At 63.7% G+C, this 15,303-nt stretch carries 16 protein-coding genes; 11 read left to right on the forward strand and 5 right to left on the reverse strand.

All coding sequences use genetic code 11. From position 1 onward, the window contains the following. Positions 1-55: 55 nt before the first annotated feature. A complete protein-coding gene (locus tag AC56QX_RS18340) occupies positions 56-2,482 on the forward strand; it encodes a GcvT family protein (protein WP_497109821.1) in 2,427 nt (808 codons plus the stop codon). Between the two features lie 22 nt (positions 2,483-2,504). Here AC56QX_RS18340 and AC56QX_RS18345 read toward each other — a convergent pair whose 3' ends face one another. Next, positions 2,505-2,894 carry a DoxX family protein gene (locus tag AC56QX_RS18345; protein WP_497109823.1) on the reverse strand — a complete coding sequence of 130 codons (390 nt, stop codon included), beginning with the start codon at positions 2,892-2,894 and terminating at the stop codon, positions 2,505-2,507. 201 nt (positions 2,895-3,095) lie between these two features. Between AC56QX_RS18345 and AC56QX_RS18350 the strand changes: the two genes are divergently transcribed. Next, positions 3,096-3,584: a hypothetical protein gene (locus AC56QX_RS18350; protein ID WP_497109824.1), complete on the forward strand. Its 489-nt coding sequence runs from the start codon at positions 3,096-3,098 to the stop codon at positions 3,582-3,584. A 42-nt stretch (positions 3,585-3,626) separates the two neighbouring features. Here AC56QX_RS18350 and AC56QX_RS18355 read toward each other — a convergent pair whose 3' ends face one another. After that, the gene (locus tag AC56QX_RS18355; RefSeq protein WP_497109825.1) at positions 3,627-4,403 is read right to left on the reverse strand and encodes a VOC family protein; all 777 of its coding nucleotides are present in this window, start codon (positions 4,401-4,403) and stop codon (positions 3,627-3,629) included. A gap of 166 nt (positions 4,404-4,569) precedes the next feature. Here AC56QX_RS18355 and AC56QX_RS18360 point away from each other — a divergent pair, with 166 nt between their 5' ends. The 7 genes from AC56QX_RS18360 to AC56QX_RS18390 all read left to right on the forward strand — a co-directional run bounded on the left by AC56QX_RS18360 (position 4,570) and on the right by AC56QX_RS18390 (position 10,515). Continuing rightward, positions 4,570-5,304 (forward strand): gamma-glutamylcyclotransferase, encoded by a 735-nt coding sequence (locus AC56QX_RS18360; protein WP_497109826.1) that lies wholly within the window; start codon positions 4,570-4,572, stop codon positions 5,302-5,304. A 121-nt stretch (positions 5,305-5,425) separates the two neighbouring features. Beyond that, positions 5,426-6,781, forward strand: coding sequence for an NAD(P)-dependent oxidoreductase (locus AC56QX_RS18365; RefSeq protein ID WP_497109828.1), 1,356 nt, complete (start codon positions 5,426-5,428; stop codon positions 6,779-6,781). 5 nt (positions 6,782-6,786) lie between these two features. After that, positions 6,787-7,629, forward strand: coding sequence for a class I SAM-dependent methyltransferase (locus AC56QX_RS18370; RefSeq protein ID WP_497109829.1), 843 nt, complete (start codon positions 6,787-6,789; stop codon positions 7,627-7,629). Positions 7,630-7,641: 12 nt separating this feature from the next. Continuing rightward, positions 7,642-8,955, forward strand: coding sequence for an NAD-dependent dihydropyrimidine dehydrogenase subunit PreA (preA, locus tag AC56QX_RS18375; protein ID WP_497109830.1), 1,314 nt, complete (start codon positions 7,642-7,644; stop codon positions 8,953-8,955). Positions 8,956-9,068: 113 nt separating this feature from the next. Then, positions 9,069-9,599, forward strand: a complete 531-nt coding sequence (locus AC56QX_RS18380) for an RrF2 family transcriptional regulator (RefSeq protein ID WP_497109832.1) — start codon at positions 9,069-9,071, stop codon at positions 9,597-9,599. Positions 9,600-9,610: 11 nt separating this feature from the next. Next, the gene (locus AC56QX_RS18385; RefSeq protein WP_497109833.1) at positions 9,611-10,069 is read left to right on the forward strand and encodes a carboxymuconolactone decarboxylase family protein; all 459 of its coding nucleotides are present in this window, start codon (positions 9,611-9,613) and stop codon (positions 10,067-10,069) included. A gap of 68 nt (positions 10,070-10,137) precedes the next feature. Further along, positions 10,138-10,515 (forward strand): DoxX family protein, encoded by a 378-nt coding sequence (locus AC56QX_RS18390; RefSeq protein WP_497109834.1) that lies wholly within the window; start codon positions 10,138-10,140, stop codon positions 10,513-10,515. A 9-nt stretch (positions 10,516-10,524) separates the two neighbouring features. Here AC56QX_RS18390 and AC56QX_RS18395 read toward each other — a convergent pair whose 3' ends face one another. Together AC56QX_RS18395 and AC56QX_RS18400 are read right to left on the reverse strand one after the other, a co-directional pair. Beyond that, on the reverse strand, positions 10,525-11,247 hold the full coding sequence (locus tag AC56QX_RS18395) for an SDR family oxidoreductase (protein WP_497109836.1): 723 nt from the start codon (positions 11,245-11,247) through the stop codon (positions 10,525-10,527). After that, positions 11,244-12,083, reverse strand: a complete 840-nt coding sequence (locus tag AC56QX_RS18400) for an SDR family NAD(P)-dependent oxidoreductase (protein WP_497109837.1) — start codon at positions 12,081-12,083, stop codon at positions 11,244-11,246. Before AC56QX_RS18400 ends, AC56QX_RS18395 begins: the two co-directional genes overlap by 4 nt. Before the next feature lie 104 nt (positions 12,084-12,187). Here AC56QX_RS18400 and AC56QX_RS18405 point away from each other — a divergent pair, with 104 nt between their 5' ends. Next, the gene (locus tag AC56QX_RS18405; RefSeq protein ID WP_497109838.1) at positions 12,188-13,060 is read left to right on the forward strand and encodes a helix-turn-helix transcriptional regulator; all 873 of its coding nucleotides are present in this window, start codon (positions 12,188-12,190) and stop codon (positions 13,058-13,060) included. A gap of 16 nt (positions 13,061-13,076) precedes the next feature. Here AC56QX_RS18405 and AC56QX_RS18410 read toward each other — a convergent pair whose 3' ends face one another. After that, on the reverse strand, positions 13,077-13,730 hold the full coding sequence (locus tag AC56QX_RS18410) for a TetR family transcriptional regulator C-terminal domain-containing protein (protein WP_497109839.1): 654 nt from the start codon (positions 13,728-13,730) through the stop codon (positions 13,077-13,079). A gap of 209 nt (positions 13,731-13,939) precedes the next feature. On the opposite strand from AC56QX_RS18410, the gene aptA reads away from it, so the two are divergent. Continuing rightward, positions 13,940-15,268, forward strand: coding sequence for an omega-aminotransferase AptA (gene aptA, locus AC56QX_RS18415; protein WP_497109840.1), 1,329 nt, complete (start codon positions 13,940-13,942; stop codon positions 15,266-15,268). Positions 15,269-15,303: the final 35 nt, after the last annotated feature.

The following is a 15,303-nucleotide window of genomic DNA, read 5'->3' on the forward strand; positions in this document are numbered from 1 at the left end:
CGTCCTATCTTGAATCCACTCCCCAATCCAACTCACTGATATCAGAGAAAAATCCATGAAATCGCATGCAAAGGTCGTGGTTATTGGCGGCGGTGTCGTCGGGTGTTCCGTGCTGTTCCATCTCGCGCGCCATGGCTGGACCGACGTGGTGCTGCTGGAGCGCGACGAGTTGACCTCCGGCTCGACCTGGCATGCGGCGGGCGGCATGCACACGATCAATGGCGACCCCAACGTCGCCAAGCTGCAGAAATACACCATCAACCTCTACAAGGAGATCGAGGAGCTTTCCGGCCAGGCGACCGGCGTGCACCTGACCGGCGGTGTGCTTTTGGCGGCGACCGAGGCGCGGCTGGACTGGCTGCGTGGCGTCGTTGCCAAGGGCCGCTACCTCGGCATCGAGCTGGAAGAAATCTCGCCGAATGAGGCGGCCGAACTGATGCCGCTGCTCGACCCCAAGCAGTTTGTCGGCGCCGTCCGCAACAAGGAGGACGGCCATCTCGATCCCTCCGGCGTCACCCATGCCTATGCCAAGGCCGCGCGGAAGCTTGGGGCGGAAATAGAACGCTTCACCAAGGTCGAGGACATCGTGCGACGTCCCGACGGAATGTGGCGCGTCATCACCAACAAGGGCGAGGTGGTGGCCGAGCATGTCGTCAACGCCGGCGGCCTGTGGGCGCGCGAGGTCGGTCGCATGGTCGGGCTCGAACTGCCGGTGCTGGCCATGGAGCACATGTACCTGATCACCGAGGACATGCCGGAGGTCGCGGTCTGGAACGAAAAGACCGGCACCGAGATCATCCATGCGGTCGATTTCGACGGCGAGCTCTATCTGCGCCAGGAGCGCGGCGGCATGCTGATGGGCACTTATGAGAAGGCCAACAAGCCATGGTCCGAATTCTCCACGCCGTGGAATTTCGGGCATGAATTGCTGGCGCCGGATATCGATCGCATCGCGCCGTCGCTGGAGGTCGGATTCCGCCACTTCCCGGCCTTCCAGAACACCGGCATCAAGCAGATCATCAACGGGCCTTTCACCTTCGCGCCGGACGGCAACCCGCTGGTCGGGCCGGTGCGCGGCCTGCCGGGTTTCTGGGTCGCTTGCGGCGTCATGGCCGGTTTCAGCCAGGGCGGCGGTGTCGGCCTCGCGCTGTCGAACTGGATGATCGAGGGCGATCCCGGCGCCGACATCTGGGCCATGGACGTGGCACGCTATGGCGACTGGGCGACCATGGCCTACACCAACGCCAAGGTGCGCGAGAACTATTCCAGGCGCTTTTCGATCCGCTTCCCCAATGAGGAATTGCCCGCAGGGCGGCCGCTGAAGACGACGCCGGTCTACGACCTTCTGTCGGCCAAGGGTGCGCAGTTTGGTGTCGCTTATGGTCTGGAAGTTCCGCTGTGGTATGCGCCGGAGGGCATCAAGGACGAGTTCTCGTGGCGGCGCTCAAGCGATTTCACTCATGTGGCCAAGGAGGTCGCAACGGTTCGCGACGGTGTCGGCCTTTCGGAGATTTCGAGCTTCGCCAAGTACAAGGTGACCGGCGAGGGGGCTGCTGCCTGGCTCGACCGTATACTTGCCTGCAAGCTGCCAAAACCTGGCCGCATGACGCTGTCGCCGATGCTGAAAGAAGACGGCAGACTGATCGGCGATTTCACGCTGGCCAATCTCGGTCCCGATGGCTGGTTCCTCGCCGGCTCCGGTATTGCCGAGCAATACCACATGCGCTGGTTCGAGGCGCATCTGCCTGGAGATGGCTCGGTTCACATCGAAGCACTGGGCGCCAAACTCACCGGCCTTGCGATTGCCGGGCCGAAGGCGCGGGAGGTGCTGGCCAAGGTAAGCCGCGCGGATGTCTCCAACGCCGCTTTTCCGTTCATGGCGGTGGCGAAGATGGATATCGGCATAGCGCCGTGCCTGGTCGGCCGTGTCAGCTACACCGGCGATCTCGGCTACGAGATCTGGGTGGCGCCGGAATATCAGCGCGCGGCCTATCAGGCGCTGATGGCGGCGGGCGAAGAATTCGGCATCGGCCTGTTCGGCTCGCGCGCGCTGAACGCGCTGCGGCTGGAGAAGAATTACGGCTCATGGGGACGCGAATACCGGCCGATCTACGGGCCGCTGGAAGCAGGGCTCGACCGCTTCGTCGCCTATGGCAAGGAGGCGGATTTCATCGGCAAGGCGGCAGCACTGGCCGAGCGCAAGCAAGGCGGCAAATTGCGCCTGCGCGCCTTCATCCTCGATGCGGACGACGCCGATGTCATCGGCGACGAGCCGATCTGGTTCGGCGGCGCAGTGCGTGGCTGGGTGACGTCGGGGGGCTACGCGCATCACTCGAAAAAGTCGGTCGCCGTCGGTTATGTGCCGAAGGAGATTGCCGACGAGAGCGACAGCTTTGAAATCGAGTTGCTGGGCAAACGCCGCGCGGCGCGCATCCAGGCTGCGCCGCTGTTCGATGCCAATTTCGAGCGGATGCGGGGATGAGGGCTCACCCCCGCATGGAACATCAGGCCTTGCGGTTGTCCAGCGCGAAGGCGCCGGCGCCGGCGAAGACCAGATAGAGGAAGATGAAGCAGAACGAGATTGCCGCGTCGCCGCCATTGTTGGCCGGGAAGAAGTCGCGCGGCATGTGTGCCATGAAATAGGCGATCGCCATTTCGCCGGCCAGAAGGAACGCCACGGGCCGCGTGAACAGGCCAAGCGCCAGCAGGATGCCGCCGGCGAATTCGAGAATGCCGGCGGCGGTCGTCAGCCCGTTGAGGGCGTGAGGCTCGGCGCTGATTGGGAAATTGAACAGTTTCTGGCTGCCGTGCTCGATGAACTGCAGCGCGGTCATGATGCGCAGGACGCCGAGCGCCTGCGGCTGGTAGTTGGAGAGGCCTTCAAAAAGCTTCATCTGAAACTCCATTTCACCCTCCCGGCCCGGCCATAGATTATCGACCGGTGCTGGACCATTCACTTCCCATGGCATGCCATCAACAATCGGTGATTGGAAATGTTCCCTGGTATGCCCTTTGATATTGTTCTCGTCTGGGTTGCATTTATATCGCCATGGTTGTATTGATATGGACATTCTGAACATGTGGGTTCCCTTGCCATGAAAAAAATCATCATCAGCCTGTTCGCACTCCTTGCAGGCACCAGCTTGGCCATGGCCGAGGACGCCGGCTGCGAGGCCTTCAAATGGCCGGTGACGCGGGAACAGGCGCTGTTTGCCGCGCCGCCCGCAACGCCGCCCGGAGCCGCGCTGGCGGTCGGCGCTGCCGCGGATCTGGCACTGGTGCCGGCGGCGAAAGCCGGTTTTACGCTGCCGCCCGAACGCGCGCCGGCGGAGGGCACATTCGGTGCCGTCGCCAGCGTGCAGGTGCCGGCCGAAGGGGCCATCCAGATCAGCCTGTCAGGCGAGGCCTGGATCGATGTCATCCAGGACGGCAAGGCCATCAAGTCGGCGGGCTATAGCGGCGTGAAAACCTGCCCCGGCATCCGCAAAAGCGTGCGCTTCAAGCTCGCGGCCGGCCCGGCCACCGTCCAGTTCAGCGGCGCGAAAAAGGCTGAGCTGAAGGTCGCGGTGCTGACGCCGGAGTGAGCCGACGCCAGCAGGCGTGACATCCGCGACTGGCGCGAAACTTTATCGTACCGGCGCCAGAAGCGCGTAATACGCGCCTTGCGGATCCTGGCATTGAACGATCCATTGGCCGGTCGGCACGGCCATCGGACCCATGACGAGCTTGCCGCCATTGTCGGTGACGCGTTTGGCCGCGGCGTCGATGGCAGCGACGTTGAAGTAGAACAGCCAGACGGGAACGGCGAGCTGCGGCGGTTTGTTCATGATGCCGCCGCCTGATTCAGGTCCCGCCTTGAAGGTCTGGTAGACACCCATTTCGCCGATGTCGAAATCACCTGCACTGGTCCAGCCGAATTGGCTGGAATAGAAGTCGAACGCAGCCTGCCGGTCCGTGGCATAGAGCTCGTGCCAACCGACATGGCCTGGCGTCGTGGCCGGCAGAGCCGGCTGGTCCGGGAGATTGGGCTGCAGGAACATGAAGGTCGCACCTTGCGGGTCCGCCACGACGGAGAAACGGCCGACACCAGGGATGTCGTCGGGCTGGCGGTGTACAGCTCCGCCTGCGGCCTTCACCGCCTCTGTCGAGGCATCGACATCCCTCGTGTGGATATAGCCGACCCAGGCCGGCGGCATACCCATCTTGGCGGCGTCCTCGGGCATCGTCATCAGCCCGCCGACGCCGCGTTCGGCGGAATTTACAACGATATAGCGCGGCATGCCCGGCGCCTTGTCGAAGGCCTGCGCCGTCCAGCCAACAACCTTGGTATAGAAGGCTTCGGCGGCGTCGAGGTCTGATGTCATCAGTTCGTACCAGAAGAAGGGCATCGGGGATTTCGGCATGGTCGGTCTCCTCACCGTTCAGCATCGATCGTTGTTCGATCCATCGCAGGACGATCCTGGCGACGGAAATCCGACAACCGCCCAAACAATAATGTCTGCCCATGACATGCGTTCCCCGGTTGCATGCCCCGCGGTTTTCGATTTCTGTACGGCAAGGGGGTTGTTCATGCGCCAGATGTCGCTCACGCCTGAGCTTGTTGCACTGTGCCATCGGCAAGAGGCCGATCCCGGTCCGGACCCGAGCTGGACCGAGCTGACCGACGAGGATTTCCGAAGCCTGGCCATGCGGCTTGCCGCTGAAGCGGATGAGGGACCGCTCTGGGTGTTCGCCTACGGGTCGCTGATCTGGAAGCCAGAATTCGAATCGGTCGAGCAACGGCTTGCCACGGCCTTCGGCTGGCACCGCTCCTTCTGCCTCGACATGGTGCGTTGGCGCGGCAGTGCCGAGCAACCGGGGCTGATGATGGCGCTCGAACGGGGCGGACGCTGCAACGGTGTGATCTACCGTTTGCCGGAGGGCGAAAAGTCGGCGCAGATCGAAAGGCTGCTGCGGCGCGAGATCAGCGACCATGAGAGCATCAGCTCGGTCCGGTGGCTGCCGGTGCATACGGCGCAAAGCGGGCTGCGGGCGCTGGGCTTCTGGGTCGGTGTGAAAGGCAGGGGGACATCACCGAACCAGCCGCTGGACAAGGTGGCGAGTATATTGGCCAGGGCCTGCGGCCATATCGGCTCCGGCGCGGAATATCTCTACAACACGGTCAGCCATCTTGAAGCATTCGGCATCCACGACCGCAATCTGTGGCGGCTGCAGGAACTGGTGGCGGACGAGGTCCGGGCTATCCATGACCGGCCGGTAGACGAGGGCTACCCGCCCCGGCAAGAGCAGCCGTCCACAGCATAACATGAGTAAAAAAATCATGTTTTTATTCAGTCTTTTCAGCGACTTGCGTCGAAAATTGACCAATTGATAAAAAAATAAAACGTGCTAGCCTTCCCCAAAACGAAAACATGGGGAACTGACAATGCCAGAAGGCCAGTTCAAAGAGGGTATTGTCGGCGGCCGGCTCCAGGCCGACCAGTACGCCGACAATTTTTCCGACCTGCATCCGCCGCTCGATCATCACGAGGCGCTGGTCGAATCCGACCGCTGCTATTTCTGCTACGACGCACCGTGCATGAATGCATGCCCGACCTCGATCGACATCCCGCTGTTCATCCGCCAGATATCGACCGGCAATCCGATCGGCTCGGCCAAGACCATCTTCGACCAGAACATCCTGGGCGGCATGTGCGCTCGCGTCTGCCCGACCGAGACGCTGTGCGAAGAAGTCTGCGTGCGTGAGGTGGCGGAAGGCAAGCCGGTGCAGATCGGCCGCCTGCAGCGCTATGCCACTGATGTCGCGATGGCTGAGAACAAGCAGTTTTATCCGCGCCCAGAAGCGACCGGAAAGACGGTCGCCGTGGTCGGCGCCGGCCCGGCCGGCCTTGCCGCCGCGCATCGGCTCGCCCGCCATGGTCATGACGTCACCATACTGGAAGCGCGGCCGAAGGCCGGCGGCCTCAACGAATATGGCATCGCCGCCTACAAGAGCGTCGATAATTTCGCCCAGGCCGAGGTCGACTATGTCACCGCGATCGGCGGCATCGATATTCAGAACGGCAAGGCGCTCGGCCGCGACTACCAGCTCTCCGACCTGATCCGCAATTACGATGCGGTGTTCCTCGGCATGGGGCTGGGCGGCGTCAACGCGCTGCGCGCCGATGGCGAAGATGCCGCCGGCGTCACCAATGCGGTGGAGTTCATCGCCGAACTGCGCCAGGCCAGCGACCTCTCCGGCCTGCCGGTCGGCCGCCGCGTCGTCGTCATCGGCGGCGGCATGACGGCGATCGATGCCGCCGTGCAGTCGAAGCTGCTCGGCGCCGAGGAGGTGACGATCTGCTACCGGCGCGGCCAGGAGCACATGAACGCTTCCGGCTTCGAACAGGATCTGGCCGCCGCCAACGGCGTCACCATCCGCCACTGGCTGCAGCCGAAGCGGGTCATCAGCGAGGCCGGCAAGGTGTCGGGCATCGAACTCGAATATACCGCGCTAAACGGCGACAAGCTCGCCGGCACCGGCGAGACGCTGACGCTCGTTGCCGACCAGGTCTTCAAGGCGATCGGCCAGAGTTTTGTCCCGGCCGCCCTCAATGGCAGCGGTGCGTCGATCGAGCTCGAAGCCGGCCGCATCAAGGTCGATGCGGAAGGGCGCACTTCGCTGGCAAAGGTCTGGGCCGGCGGCGATTGCATCTTCGGCGGCGACGACCTGACCGTCTCGGCCGTGGCGCAGGGCCGCGACGCTGCCGAGAGCATCAACAGGAGTCTGACACAGGGATAGAGATCATGGCCTCGGTGGAATCGGGCATCGCCCGTCACTACGACGTATCGGGTCTCGAGCAGCGTATCCTTGCAGCGCTCGCCGACACCGGCGTGGACATTGCCCATCTGCGTGCCGGCGATCTCGAAGCGGTCGACGAATTCCACATTGGCGGTATCGCCGCTACTAGGGAACTCATCGGCCAGATGGGTTTGAAGCTGGGGGCCAAGCTGCTCGACATCGGTTCCGGCGTCGGCGGCCCAGCCCGTTTTGCCGCCAACAATGCCGGCGCCGATGTCACCGGCATCGACCTGACACAGAGCTATGTCGATATCGCGACCAGCCTGTCGAAGCGCACGGGAATGGCCGACAAAGTCCGGTTCGTGCAGGGCAGTGCCCTGGACATGCCGTTCGGCAACGCCAGCTTTGACGCGGCTATGATCCTGCATGTCGGCATGAACCTTCCCGACAAGCCGAAGCTGATGAGCGAGGCTGCCCGCGTGCTCAAGCCGGGCGGTATCTTCGCCGTCTACGATGTGATGCGGCTAAAGGACGGCGTGCTGACCTTTCCGCTGCCATGGGCATCCGATGAAAGCATGTCATTCGTCGCCACGCCCGGCGACTATCGCGCGGCGGCCGCAGCCGCCGGGTTCTCGGTGATCGCGGAGCGGCAGCGTGGCGCCTTTGCCATCGAATTCTTTGCAACGGGGCGTGCCAGGATGGCGGCCGCGCAAGCAGAGGGCAAAAACCCGCCGCCCGGCGTCGGCCTCATCATGGGCGAGAGCGCCCGCACCAAGATCGCCAATATCACCGCCGCGCTTGAAGGCGGTATTCTTGCACCCGTCGAATTGATCCTTCGTCTCGGCTGAAAGGGACCTGTCATGGCTGACATCCGCAACAATTTCGTCGGCATCAAATCGCCAAATCCGTTCTGGCTGGCCTCGGCGCCGCCGACCGACAAGGCCTACAACGTCATCCGTGCCTTCAAGGCAGGGTGGGGCGGTGTGGTGTGGAAAACGCTGGGCGAGGAAGGGCCGCCTGTCGTCAACGTCAACGGCCCGCGCTATGGCGCGATCTGGGGGGCCGACCGGCGCCTGCTCGGCCTCAACAACATCGAACTGATCACCGACCGCGACCTGCAGGTCAATCTGCGCGAGATCAAGCAGGTCAAGAAGGACTGGCCCGACCGCGCCATCGTCGTCTCGCTGATGGTGCCCTGCGTCGAGGAGAGCTGGAAGGCGATCCTGCCGGTGGTCGAGGAGACGGAAGCTGACGGCATCGAGCTCAATTTCGGCTGTCCGCACGGCATGTCGGAGCGCGGCATGGGTGCCGCCGTCGGCCAAGTGCCGGAATATATCGAGATGGTGGTGCGCTGGTGCAAGGCCAACACCCGCATGCCGGTCATCACCAAGCTGACGCCCAACATCACCGATGTGCGCAAGCCGGCGCGGGCCGCACTCGCCGGTGGCACCGACGCGGTGTCGCTGATCAACACCATCAATTCGATCACCGGCGTCGACCTCGACAGTTTCGCGCCGCAGCCGACCATCGACGGCAAGGGCTCGCATGGCGGCTATTGCGGCCCGGCGGTGAAGCCGATCGCCATGAACATGGTGGCCGAGATCGCGCGCGATCCGGAAACGCAGGGCCTGCCGATCTCCGGCATTGGCGGCATCACCACCTGGCGTGACGCGGCCGAATTCATGGCGCTCGGCGCCGGTAATGTGCAGGTGTGCACGGCGGCGATGACCTATGGCTTCAAGATTGTGCAGGAGATGATCGCGGGTCTGGAAAACTGGATGGATGAGAAGGGCCATGCCTCGCTCGACAACATTGTCGGCCGTGCCACGCCCAACGTCACCGACTGGCAGTATCTCAACCTCAACTACATCGCCAAGGCGCATATCGACCAGGACGCCTGCATCAAATGCGGCCGCTGCCACATCGCCTGCGAGGACACTTCCCACCAGGCGATCACCAGCATGGTCGACGGTGTCAGGCATTTCGAGGTGATCGAGGCCGAATGCGTCGGCTGCAATCTGTGCGTCAATGTCTGCCCGGTCGAGAACTGCATCACCATGGAGCCGCTGGCGGTCGGCGTGATGGACCAGCGCACCGGCAAGCCGGTGTCGCCGATCTACGCCAACTGGACCACACATCCGAACAACCCGATGGCCAAGGTGGCGGCGGAGTAGGGCGGAGTCCTTCAACAAAAAAAACGGCGCCTTCGGGCGCCGTTTTTCATTTTTCCTATTGCAGATAAAAGTTATCCACGATAAAAGATATCCATGAATTGGAGATCGGCACCATGAAACTGGGCGAGGGCGTTGAGGCGGCCATCCATTGTGCGGCCACGCTGGCGAGCGTCGAGGGCAACAGCACCATGCCGGGTGCGGCGCTCGCCGAGGCGTTCGGCCTGTCGCCGAGCTATCTGCTGAAGCATCTCAACATGCTGAGCGCCGCGCGCATCCTGGAATCGGTATCGGGTCCGGCGGGCGGCTATAGGCTGGCGCGGCCGGCCGAACGCATCACGCTGCTCGACATCGTGCTGGCCGTCGAAGGGCGCGAACCGGCGTTTCGCTGCGGTGAAATCCGCCGCAACGGTCCGGTCAAGATCGATGCCTCGGCCTATGTCAAACCCTGCGGCATCAATGCCGCGATGCTCTGGGCTGAGCGCGCCTATCGGGCGGCGCTCGCCGAAACAAAGCTGTCCGACATCGTGGCGGACTACGCGGCGGAGGGCGATCCGAGATCCTTTGCCGCGAGCTGCGCCTTCGTCGCGCGCCACCAGCGGCCGCAGAAACCCAGTTCAACCCCGCAACCCCCAAAGCAGATGTGAAAGGAAAGATGATGAAGCCGAGACTGCAATTTTACGCCAAGGCGCCCGAGATCATGAAGGCGGTGTCGGCGCTCAACAAGGCGGTCGATGAATGCGGGCTCGAGGTCAGCCTGCTGCACCTGATCAAGCTCAGGGCCTCGCAGATCAATGGCTGTTCCTATTGCGTCGAGATGCACAGCCGTGAGGCGAGGCGCGACGGCGAGACCGAGCAGCGGCTCTATCTCGTCGCTGCCTGGAAGGAATCGCCGCTGTTTTCCGAACGCGAGCGCGCCGCCTTGGCCTGGACCGAAGCCGTGACCCTGATTGCCAACAATGGCGTATCGGACGAGCTCTATGCCCGTACGCTCGAGCACTTCTCGGAAGAGGAACTGGTCAAGCTGTCCGTCGCGCTCGGCATGATCAACACCTGGAACCGGCTGTGCATTCCGTTCCAGGCCATCCATCCGGTCGAGAAGGCCAAGGCGGCCTGATCGTCCTGATGTGTTTGGGAGCGCTGCCGGGGAGGCGGCGCTCCAACTGTTTTCAAAGGGAGTGTTTGATGTCTGCCGATTTGCCTTCGACTTTGTTGTTTCTCGGCCGCCTGTTGCTCGGCGGCGCTTTCGTCTTCGCCGGCCTGCGCAACATCCAGAACGCGGCTTTCCTGACCGGGCTGATGGCCGCGCGCGGCGTGCCACAGGCGCGGCTGGCGCTGTGGGCCGGCATCGTCCTGCAGGTCATCGCCGGCGTGCTGGTGATGGCAGGCTTGTGGACCGCGATCGCCTGCGCGGTGCTGGTGCTGTTCCTGATCGCCGCGACGCCGATGTTCCACAATTTCTGGGACCATCAGGGCCCGGACCGCGCGGCGCGCATCAACGGCTTCGTCGGCAATGTCGCGCTCGGCGGTGGGTTCCTGACGCTGATCGCGCAAGCCGTTTGAAGGGCGGAATTAGGCGGCGAACCGCAAACCGCCATCGCAGGTCAGCACCTGGCCGGTCATGAAACCGTTGGAGACGAGGAAGGCTATCGCCGAGGCGACGTCCTCGGCGCGGCCGATCCTGCCGACAGGGGTCTTGCCGGCATATTCGGCAAAGACCGCCTGCCTCTGCTCGTCCGGCAAAAAGTCCCACCACGGCGTGTCGATGACGCCGGGCGCGACGACGTTGACGCGCAAGGGCTTCAGTTCGACAGCCAGGATCGGCGTCACCGTCAGCAGCATGCCGTTGACGGCACCGATGCCGGCGACGCCGGGCATGGTGGCCTGAGCCGATACCGCCGATATGAAGGTGACTGAGCCCGATCTGTTGAGCGTCGGCAAGGCGGCCTGCAGGCAGGACAGTTGCGGCCGCACCTTCTCCTCGACGCCGCCGCCGATGTCGGCAAGGTCAAGCGTCGCGAAGGGGCCAAGGCCCTTGCCGCCGCTCGCCGCCAGAACGAGGTGGTCGAACGGGCCGAGGCGTTCGAAGAACTGACGCACCTCGTCCGGCCTCGAAGCATCGAAGGCGGCCTTGTCGGCGCCGCCGCCGAGGCTTTTCCAGGCGCTGTTGAGCTTGTCCTGGTTGCGCCCGGTGATCGTCACCTTCATGCCGGGTCCAATCAGCTTGCGCGCGGTCGCCGGGCCGATGCCGGACGAGCCGCCGATGATGACTGTGTGTTCGGTTCTATCGGTCATGAATGTTGTTCCTTCTGTTCCGGGGAAGCCAGGCCGACAAGGTCGAGGCTCAGGCTTCGCAATTGCTGTCTCGCCCTGGCGTCGTAGGCCTGGGCGTCAGCGCGGGATTCACGCAGGCCATCGAAATAGAGGCCAGCGCGTCCTTCCAGCGCGGGTGAGTTGGCGAGGTTGACGATGGCGTCGGCGCCGGTCTCGACCGAGCTCCATGGCGTCACGCCGGCCTGCCGGACCATGGTTGTGTCCATGTAGCTCGCCGGATGCAGGGCGTTGACGGTGACCCCGGTGCCTTTCAACTGTTCCGCCAGATCGACGGTGGACAGGATCTGCGCCAGCTTGCTCTGGCAGTAGGCGCGCACGCCGCTATAGCCATGGGTCAGCATGACATCGCTGAAGTCGATTGCCTGCTGGCCTGCCGAGGCGACATTTACGATGCGCGCCGGTGCGCTGGCCTTCAGCAGCGGCAGAAGTTCCGACGTCAGCAGGAAGCCGGCGAGATAGTTGACCGCGAAGCGCAGTTCGTAGCCGTCGGCGCTGATCTGTCGTTTGGCGCCTGCCGTGCCGATGCCGGCATTGTTGATAAGGATGTCGAGCCGGTCCGTTCGGGCACGCACGGCCTCGGCGAGGCGGCGAATTTCGGCCAGCGAGGCGAGGTCGGCGGCGAAGAACTCGGCTTTGCCGCCAGCGGCTTCGATTTCGGCCACCGCTGCCTTGCCGCGCGCCGCATCTCGGCCGTGCACCAGGATACGGGCGCCGGCGGCCCCCAGCCTTTGCGCCACGACGCGGCCGACGCCGTCGGTCGAGCCGGTGATGAGGATTGTCTTGTCTTTCAGGTCCATTCTTGGAGCCTCCTGTCTGCTGCTCTGGACGCAAGATGGGACGCCTGACGGATCTCAAACAGTTCAAACTTTATCCTGGTATCAGTACTGCTATAGTAGGCAGCATGGATGCGCCCTCTCATTCCGCTGAAGATAGCCGCCGGCGCGAACTCGGCGCCTTCCTGCGCTCGCGCCGCGAAAGGCTGACGCCCTCGGCAACCGGTATCGCCACCGGTCTCAGGCGGCGCACGCCGGGCCTGCGCCGCGAAGAGGTGGCGATGATCGCCGGCGTCGGCACCACTTGGTACACGTGGCTGGAACAGGGCAGGGATGTCAGGCCTTCCGCGGAGGTGCTGACGGCGCTGTGCGGGGCGCTGCGCCTCGACGCCGCCGAGAAGCGGCATCTGTTTACGCTTGCCGGCCGCCAGCAGCCGGAGCGGCGGCGCATCGCGGCTGGTAAGGTCGAAGGTCCCCTGCTGCATATGCTGCAAAGCCTTGTCCTGCAGCCCGCCTATGTCGTCGGCCCGCGTTGGGACGTGCTGGCCTGGAATGACGGCGCCGTCGCCATTTTCGGCGACTATGGCCAGTTGGAGGGCGACGCCCGCAACATCATCCATGGCGTGTTCACCGACCCGCACCGGCGGCATCTGCTGGTCGACTGGGAGCAGCTGGCGCGTGCAACCCTTGCCGCGTTTCGCGCCGAGAGCGCGAAATATGTCGGCGATCCGGATTTCGAGCGGCTGATCGCGCTGATGATGCGCTCAAGTCCCGAGTTCCGGGAATGGTGGCCGCAGCGCGACGTGGTGCACCGCCTGTCCGGCATGAAGCATCTGCGGCATCCGATCGCCGGCGCGATGGTGTTCGAGCATATGAGCCTGTCGATCGATGACGGCTCGGACATGAAGCTGATCGTCTATACGCCGCTCGCCGAGCAGAACTCGATCGCCAAGCTGCAGTCCTTGCTGGACGCGCTGCCAGCCGAGCGGCGCAGCGCCTGAGCCGTCGCGGCCGAGGTCAGGCCTTCGGCTTCAGCCCCTCAAGAAACAATTGCTCCAGGAACCGCGCGGCGTCCTCGAAGCGGCCGTCGCCGCCGCGGTTCGGCCCGAGCACGGCGCGGACCTGGACGTCGAAATCGGCATAGTGCTGCGTCGTTGCCCAGATCGAGAAGATCAGGTGCCAGGGGTCGGTCCTGGCGATCTTGCCGGCACGCATCCAGCCCTTGATGACGGCGGCCTTCTCATCGACCAGCGTCTTCAACTCGCCCGCCAGCAGCGGCATGATGCGCGGCGCGCCTTGCAGGATCTCGTTGGCGAACAGCCGGCTCTCGCGCGGGAAATCGCGCGCCATTTCGAGCTTGCGCCTGATGTAGCTCCTGAGTTCGGTCATCGGATCGCCGATGTCGTCGAGTTCCCTGAGCGGCGCCAGCCAGGTGTCGAGCAGGCGCTGCATCAGCGTCTCGTGAATGTCTTCCTTGCGGCGGAAGTAATAGAGCAGGTTGGGCTTCGACATACCGGCCGCCTCTGCGATCTGGTCGATGGTCGAGCCGCGAAAACCGTTGGTGGAGAACACTTCGAGTGCCGCCTCCAGGATCAGCTCACGCTTTTCCTGCTGGATGCGGGTGCGGCGAGGGGCGTCCGTGCCGGTGTTCACCGTTGCAAGCCCTCGCATGGAGGGTCATCTGGACCAATTCTCTGGACCAGTTTTTCCCTAGCCTGTGGAACGCACTTCAGGAGCCGCATTTCCGCTAGTAATCCCTTGACCGCCGACAGGGCGGTGCTAACGTTTGTCCAATCGGTCAAAAATTTGCGTAGCATGAAAGCGCGGCAAAGACCAAGCGTTGGACGCACCGAAACAGGTTACAAGGGGAAGTCTTGGTCATGTCCAACCGGCTGAAAGTCACGCCGAACGATCTCAGCGCATTCTGGATGCCGTTTACGGCAAACCGGCAGTTCAAGCAGGCGCCACGCATGTTCGTGTCCGCCAAGGACATGCACTACACCACCAGCGACGGCCGCAAGGTGCTGGACGGCACCGCCGGTCTCTGGTGCGTCAATGCCGGCCACTGCCGGCCGAAGATCACCGAGGCGATCCAGCATCAAGCCGCCGAACTCGACTACGCGCCGGCCTTCCAGATGGGCCATCCGATCGTGTTCGAACTGGCGAACCGCCTGGTCGACCTGGCGCCCAAGGGCATGGACCACGTCTTCTTCACCAATTCCGGTTCGGAATCGGTCGAGACCGCGCTGAAAATGGCGATCGCCTATCACCGGGTGAAGGGCGAGGGTTCACGCACCCGCCTGATCGGCCGCGAGCGCGGCTATCACGGCGTCAATTTCGGCGGCATCTCGGTCGGCGGCATCGTCACCAACCGCAAGATGTTCGGCACGCTGCTCGGCGGCGTCGACCACATGCCGCACACGCATCTGCCGGAGAAGAACGCCTTCTCGAAGGGCGTGCCGGAATATGGCGCGGAGCTAGCCAACGAGCTGGAACGCATCGTTGCGCTGCATGACGCCTCGACCATCGCTGCCGTCATCGTCGAGCCGGTCGCCGGTTCCACCGGCGTCATCCTGCCGCCCAAGGGCTATTTGCAGAAGCTGCGCGAAATCTGCACCAAGCACGGCATCCTGCTGATCTTCGACGAGGTCATCACCGGTTTCGGCCGTCTCGGCGCGCCGTTCGCCGCCGACTATTTCGGCGTCACGCCCGACATCATGACCACCGCCAAAGGCGTCTCCAACGGCGTCATCCCGATGGGCGCGGTGTTCGTGAAGAAGGAAATCCACGACGCCTTCATGACCGGCCCCGAGCACATGATCGAGTTCTTCCACGGCTACACCTATTCGGGCAATCCAATTGCCTGCGCCGCGGCACTCGGCACGCTCGACACCTACAAGGAAGAGGGCCTGCTGACCCGTGGCGAGGAACTGGCGCCCTATTGGGAAGACGCGCTGCATTCGCTGAAGGGCGAGCCGCATGTCATCGATATCAGGAACATCGGCCTGATCGGCGCGATCGAACTGGCGCCGATCGCCGGCCAGCCGACCAAGCGTGCCTTCTCGGCCTTCGTCAAGGCGTTCGAGCGCGGCGCCCTGATCCGCACCACCGGCGACATCATCGCGCTGTCGCCGCCGCTGATCATCACCAAGGGCCAGATCAATGAATTGATCGACCATGTGCGTGAAGTGCTGAGGTCGATAGACTAAACTGCTTCCATCGGCCGGGCGGCGGGAACCGCCGC

It is taken from the genome of Mesorhizobium sp. RCAM 06353, from assembly GCF_059683585.1.

Excerpts from the sequence above, each read along its gene's own strand:
- AC56QX_RS18340 (WP_497109821.1), top strand. The coding sequence starts at position 56 with ATGAAATCGCATGCAAAGGTCGTGGTTATTGGCGGCGGTGTCGTCGGG.
- AC56QX_RS18345 (WP_497109823.1), bottom strand. The coding sequence starts at position 2,894 with ATGAAGCTTTTTGAAGGCCTCTCCAACTACCAGCCGCAGGCGCTCGGC.
- AC56QX_RS18350 (WP_497109824.1), top strand. The coding sequence starts at position 3,096 with ATGAAAAAAATCATCATCAGCCTGTTCGCACTCCTTGCAGGCACCAGC.
- AC56QX_RS18355 (WP_497109825.1), bottom strand. The coding sequence starts at position 4,403 with ATGCCGAAATCCCCGATGCCCTTCTTCTGGTACGAACTGATGACATCA.
- AC56QX_RS18360 (WP_497109826.1), top strand. The coding sequence starts at position 4,570 with ATGCGCCAGATGTCGCTCACGCCTGAGCTTGTTGCACTGTGCCATCGG.
- AC56QX_RS18365 (WP_497109828.1), top strand. The coding sequence starts at position 5,426 with ATGCCAGAAGGCCAGTTCAAAGAGGGTATTGTCGGCGGCCGGCTCCAG.
- AC56QX_RS18370 (WP_497109829.1), top strand. The coding sequence starts at position 6,787 with ATGGCCTCGGTGGAATCGGGCATCGCCCGTCACTACGACGTATCGGGT.
- preA (WP_497109830.1), top strand. The coding sequence starts at position 7,642 with ATGGCTGACATCCGCAACAATTTCGTCGGCATCAAATCGCCAAATCCG.
- AC56QX_RS18380 (WP_497109832.1), top strand. The coding sequence starts at position 9,069 with ATGAAACTGGGCGAGGGCGTTGAGGCGGCCATCCATTGTGCGGCCACG.
- AC56QX_RS18385 (WP_497109833.1), top strand. The coding sequence starts at position 9,611 with ATGAAGCCGAGACTGCAATTTTACGCCAAGGCGCCCGAGATCATGAAG.
- AC56QX_RS18390 (WP_497109834.1), top strand. The coding sequence starts at position 10,138 with ATGTCTGCCGATTTGCCTTCGACTTTGTTGTTTCTCGGCCGCCTGTTG.
- AC56QX_RS18395 (WP_497109836.1), bottom strand. The coding sequence starts at position 11,247 with ATGACCGATAGAACCGAACACACAGTCATCATCGGCGGCTCGTCCGGC.
- AC56QX_RS18400 (WP_497109837.1), bottom strand. The coding sequence starts at position 12,083 with ATGGACCTGAAAGACAAGACAATCCTCATCACCGGCTCGACCGACGGC.
- AC56QX_RS18405 (WP_497109838.1), top strand. The coding sequence starts at position 12,188 with ATGGATGCGCCCTCTCATTCCGCTGAAGATAGCCGCCGGCGCGAACTC.
- AC56QX_RS18410 (WP_497109839.1), bottom strand. The coding sequence starts at position 13,730 with ATGCGAGGGCTTGCAACGGTGAACACCGGCACGGACGCCCCTCGCCGC.
- aptA (WP_497109840.1), top strand. The coding sequence starts at position 13,940 with ATGTCCAACCGGCTGAAAGTCACGCCGAACGATCTCAGCGCATTCTGG.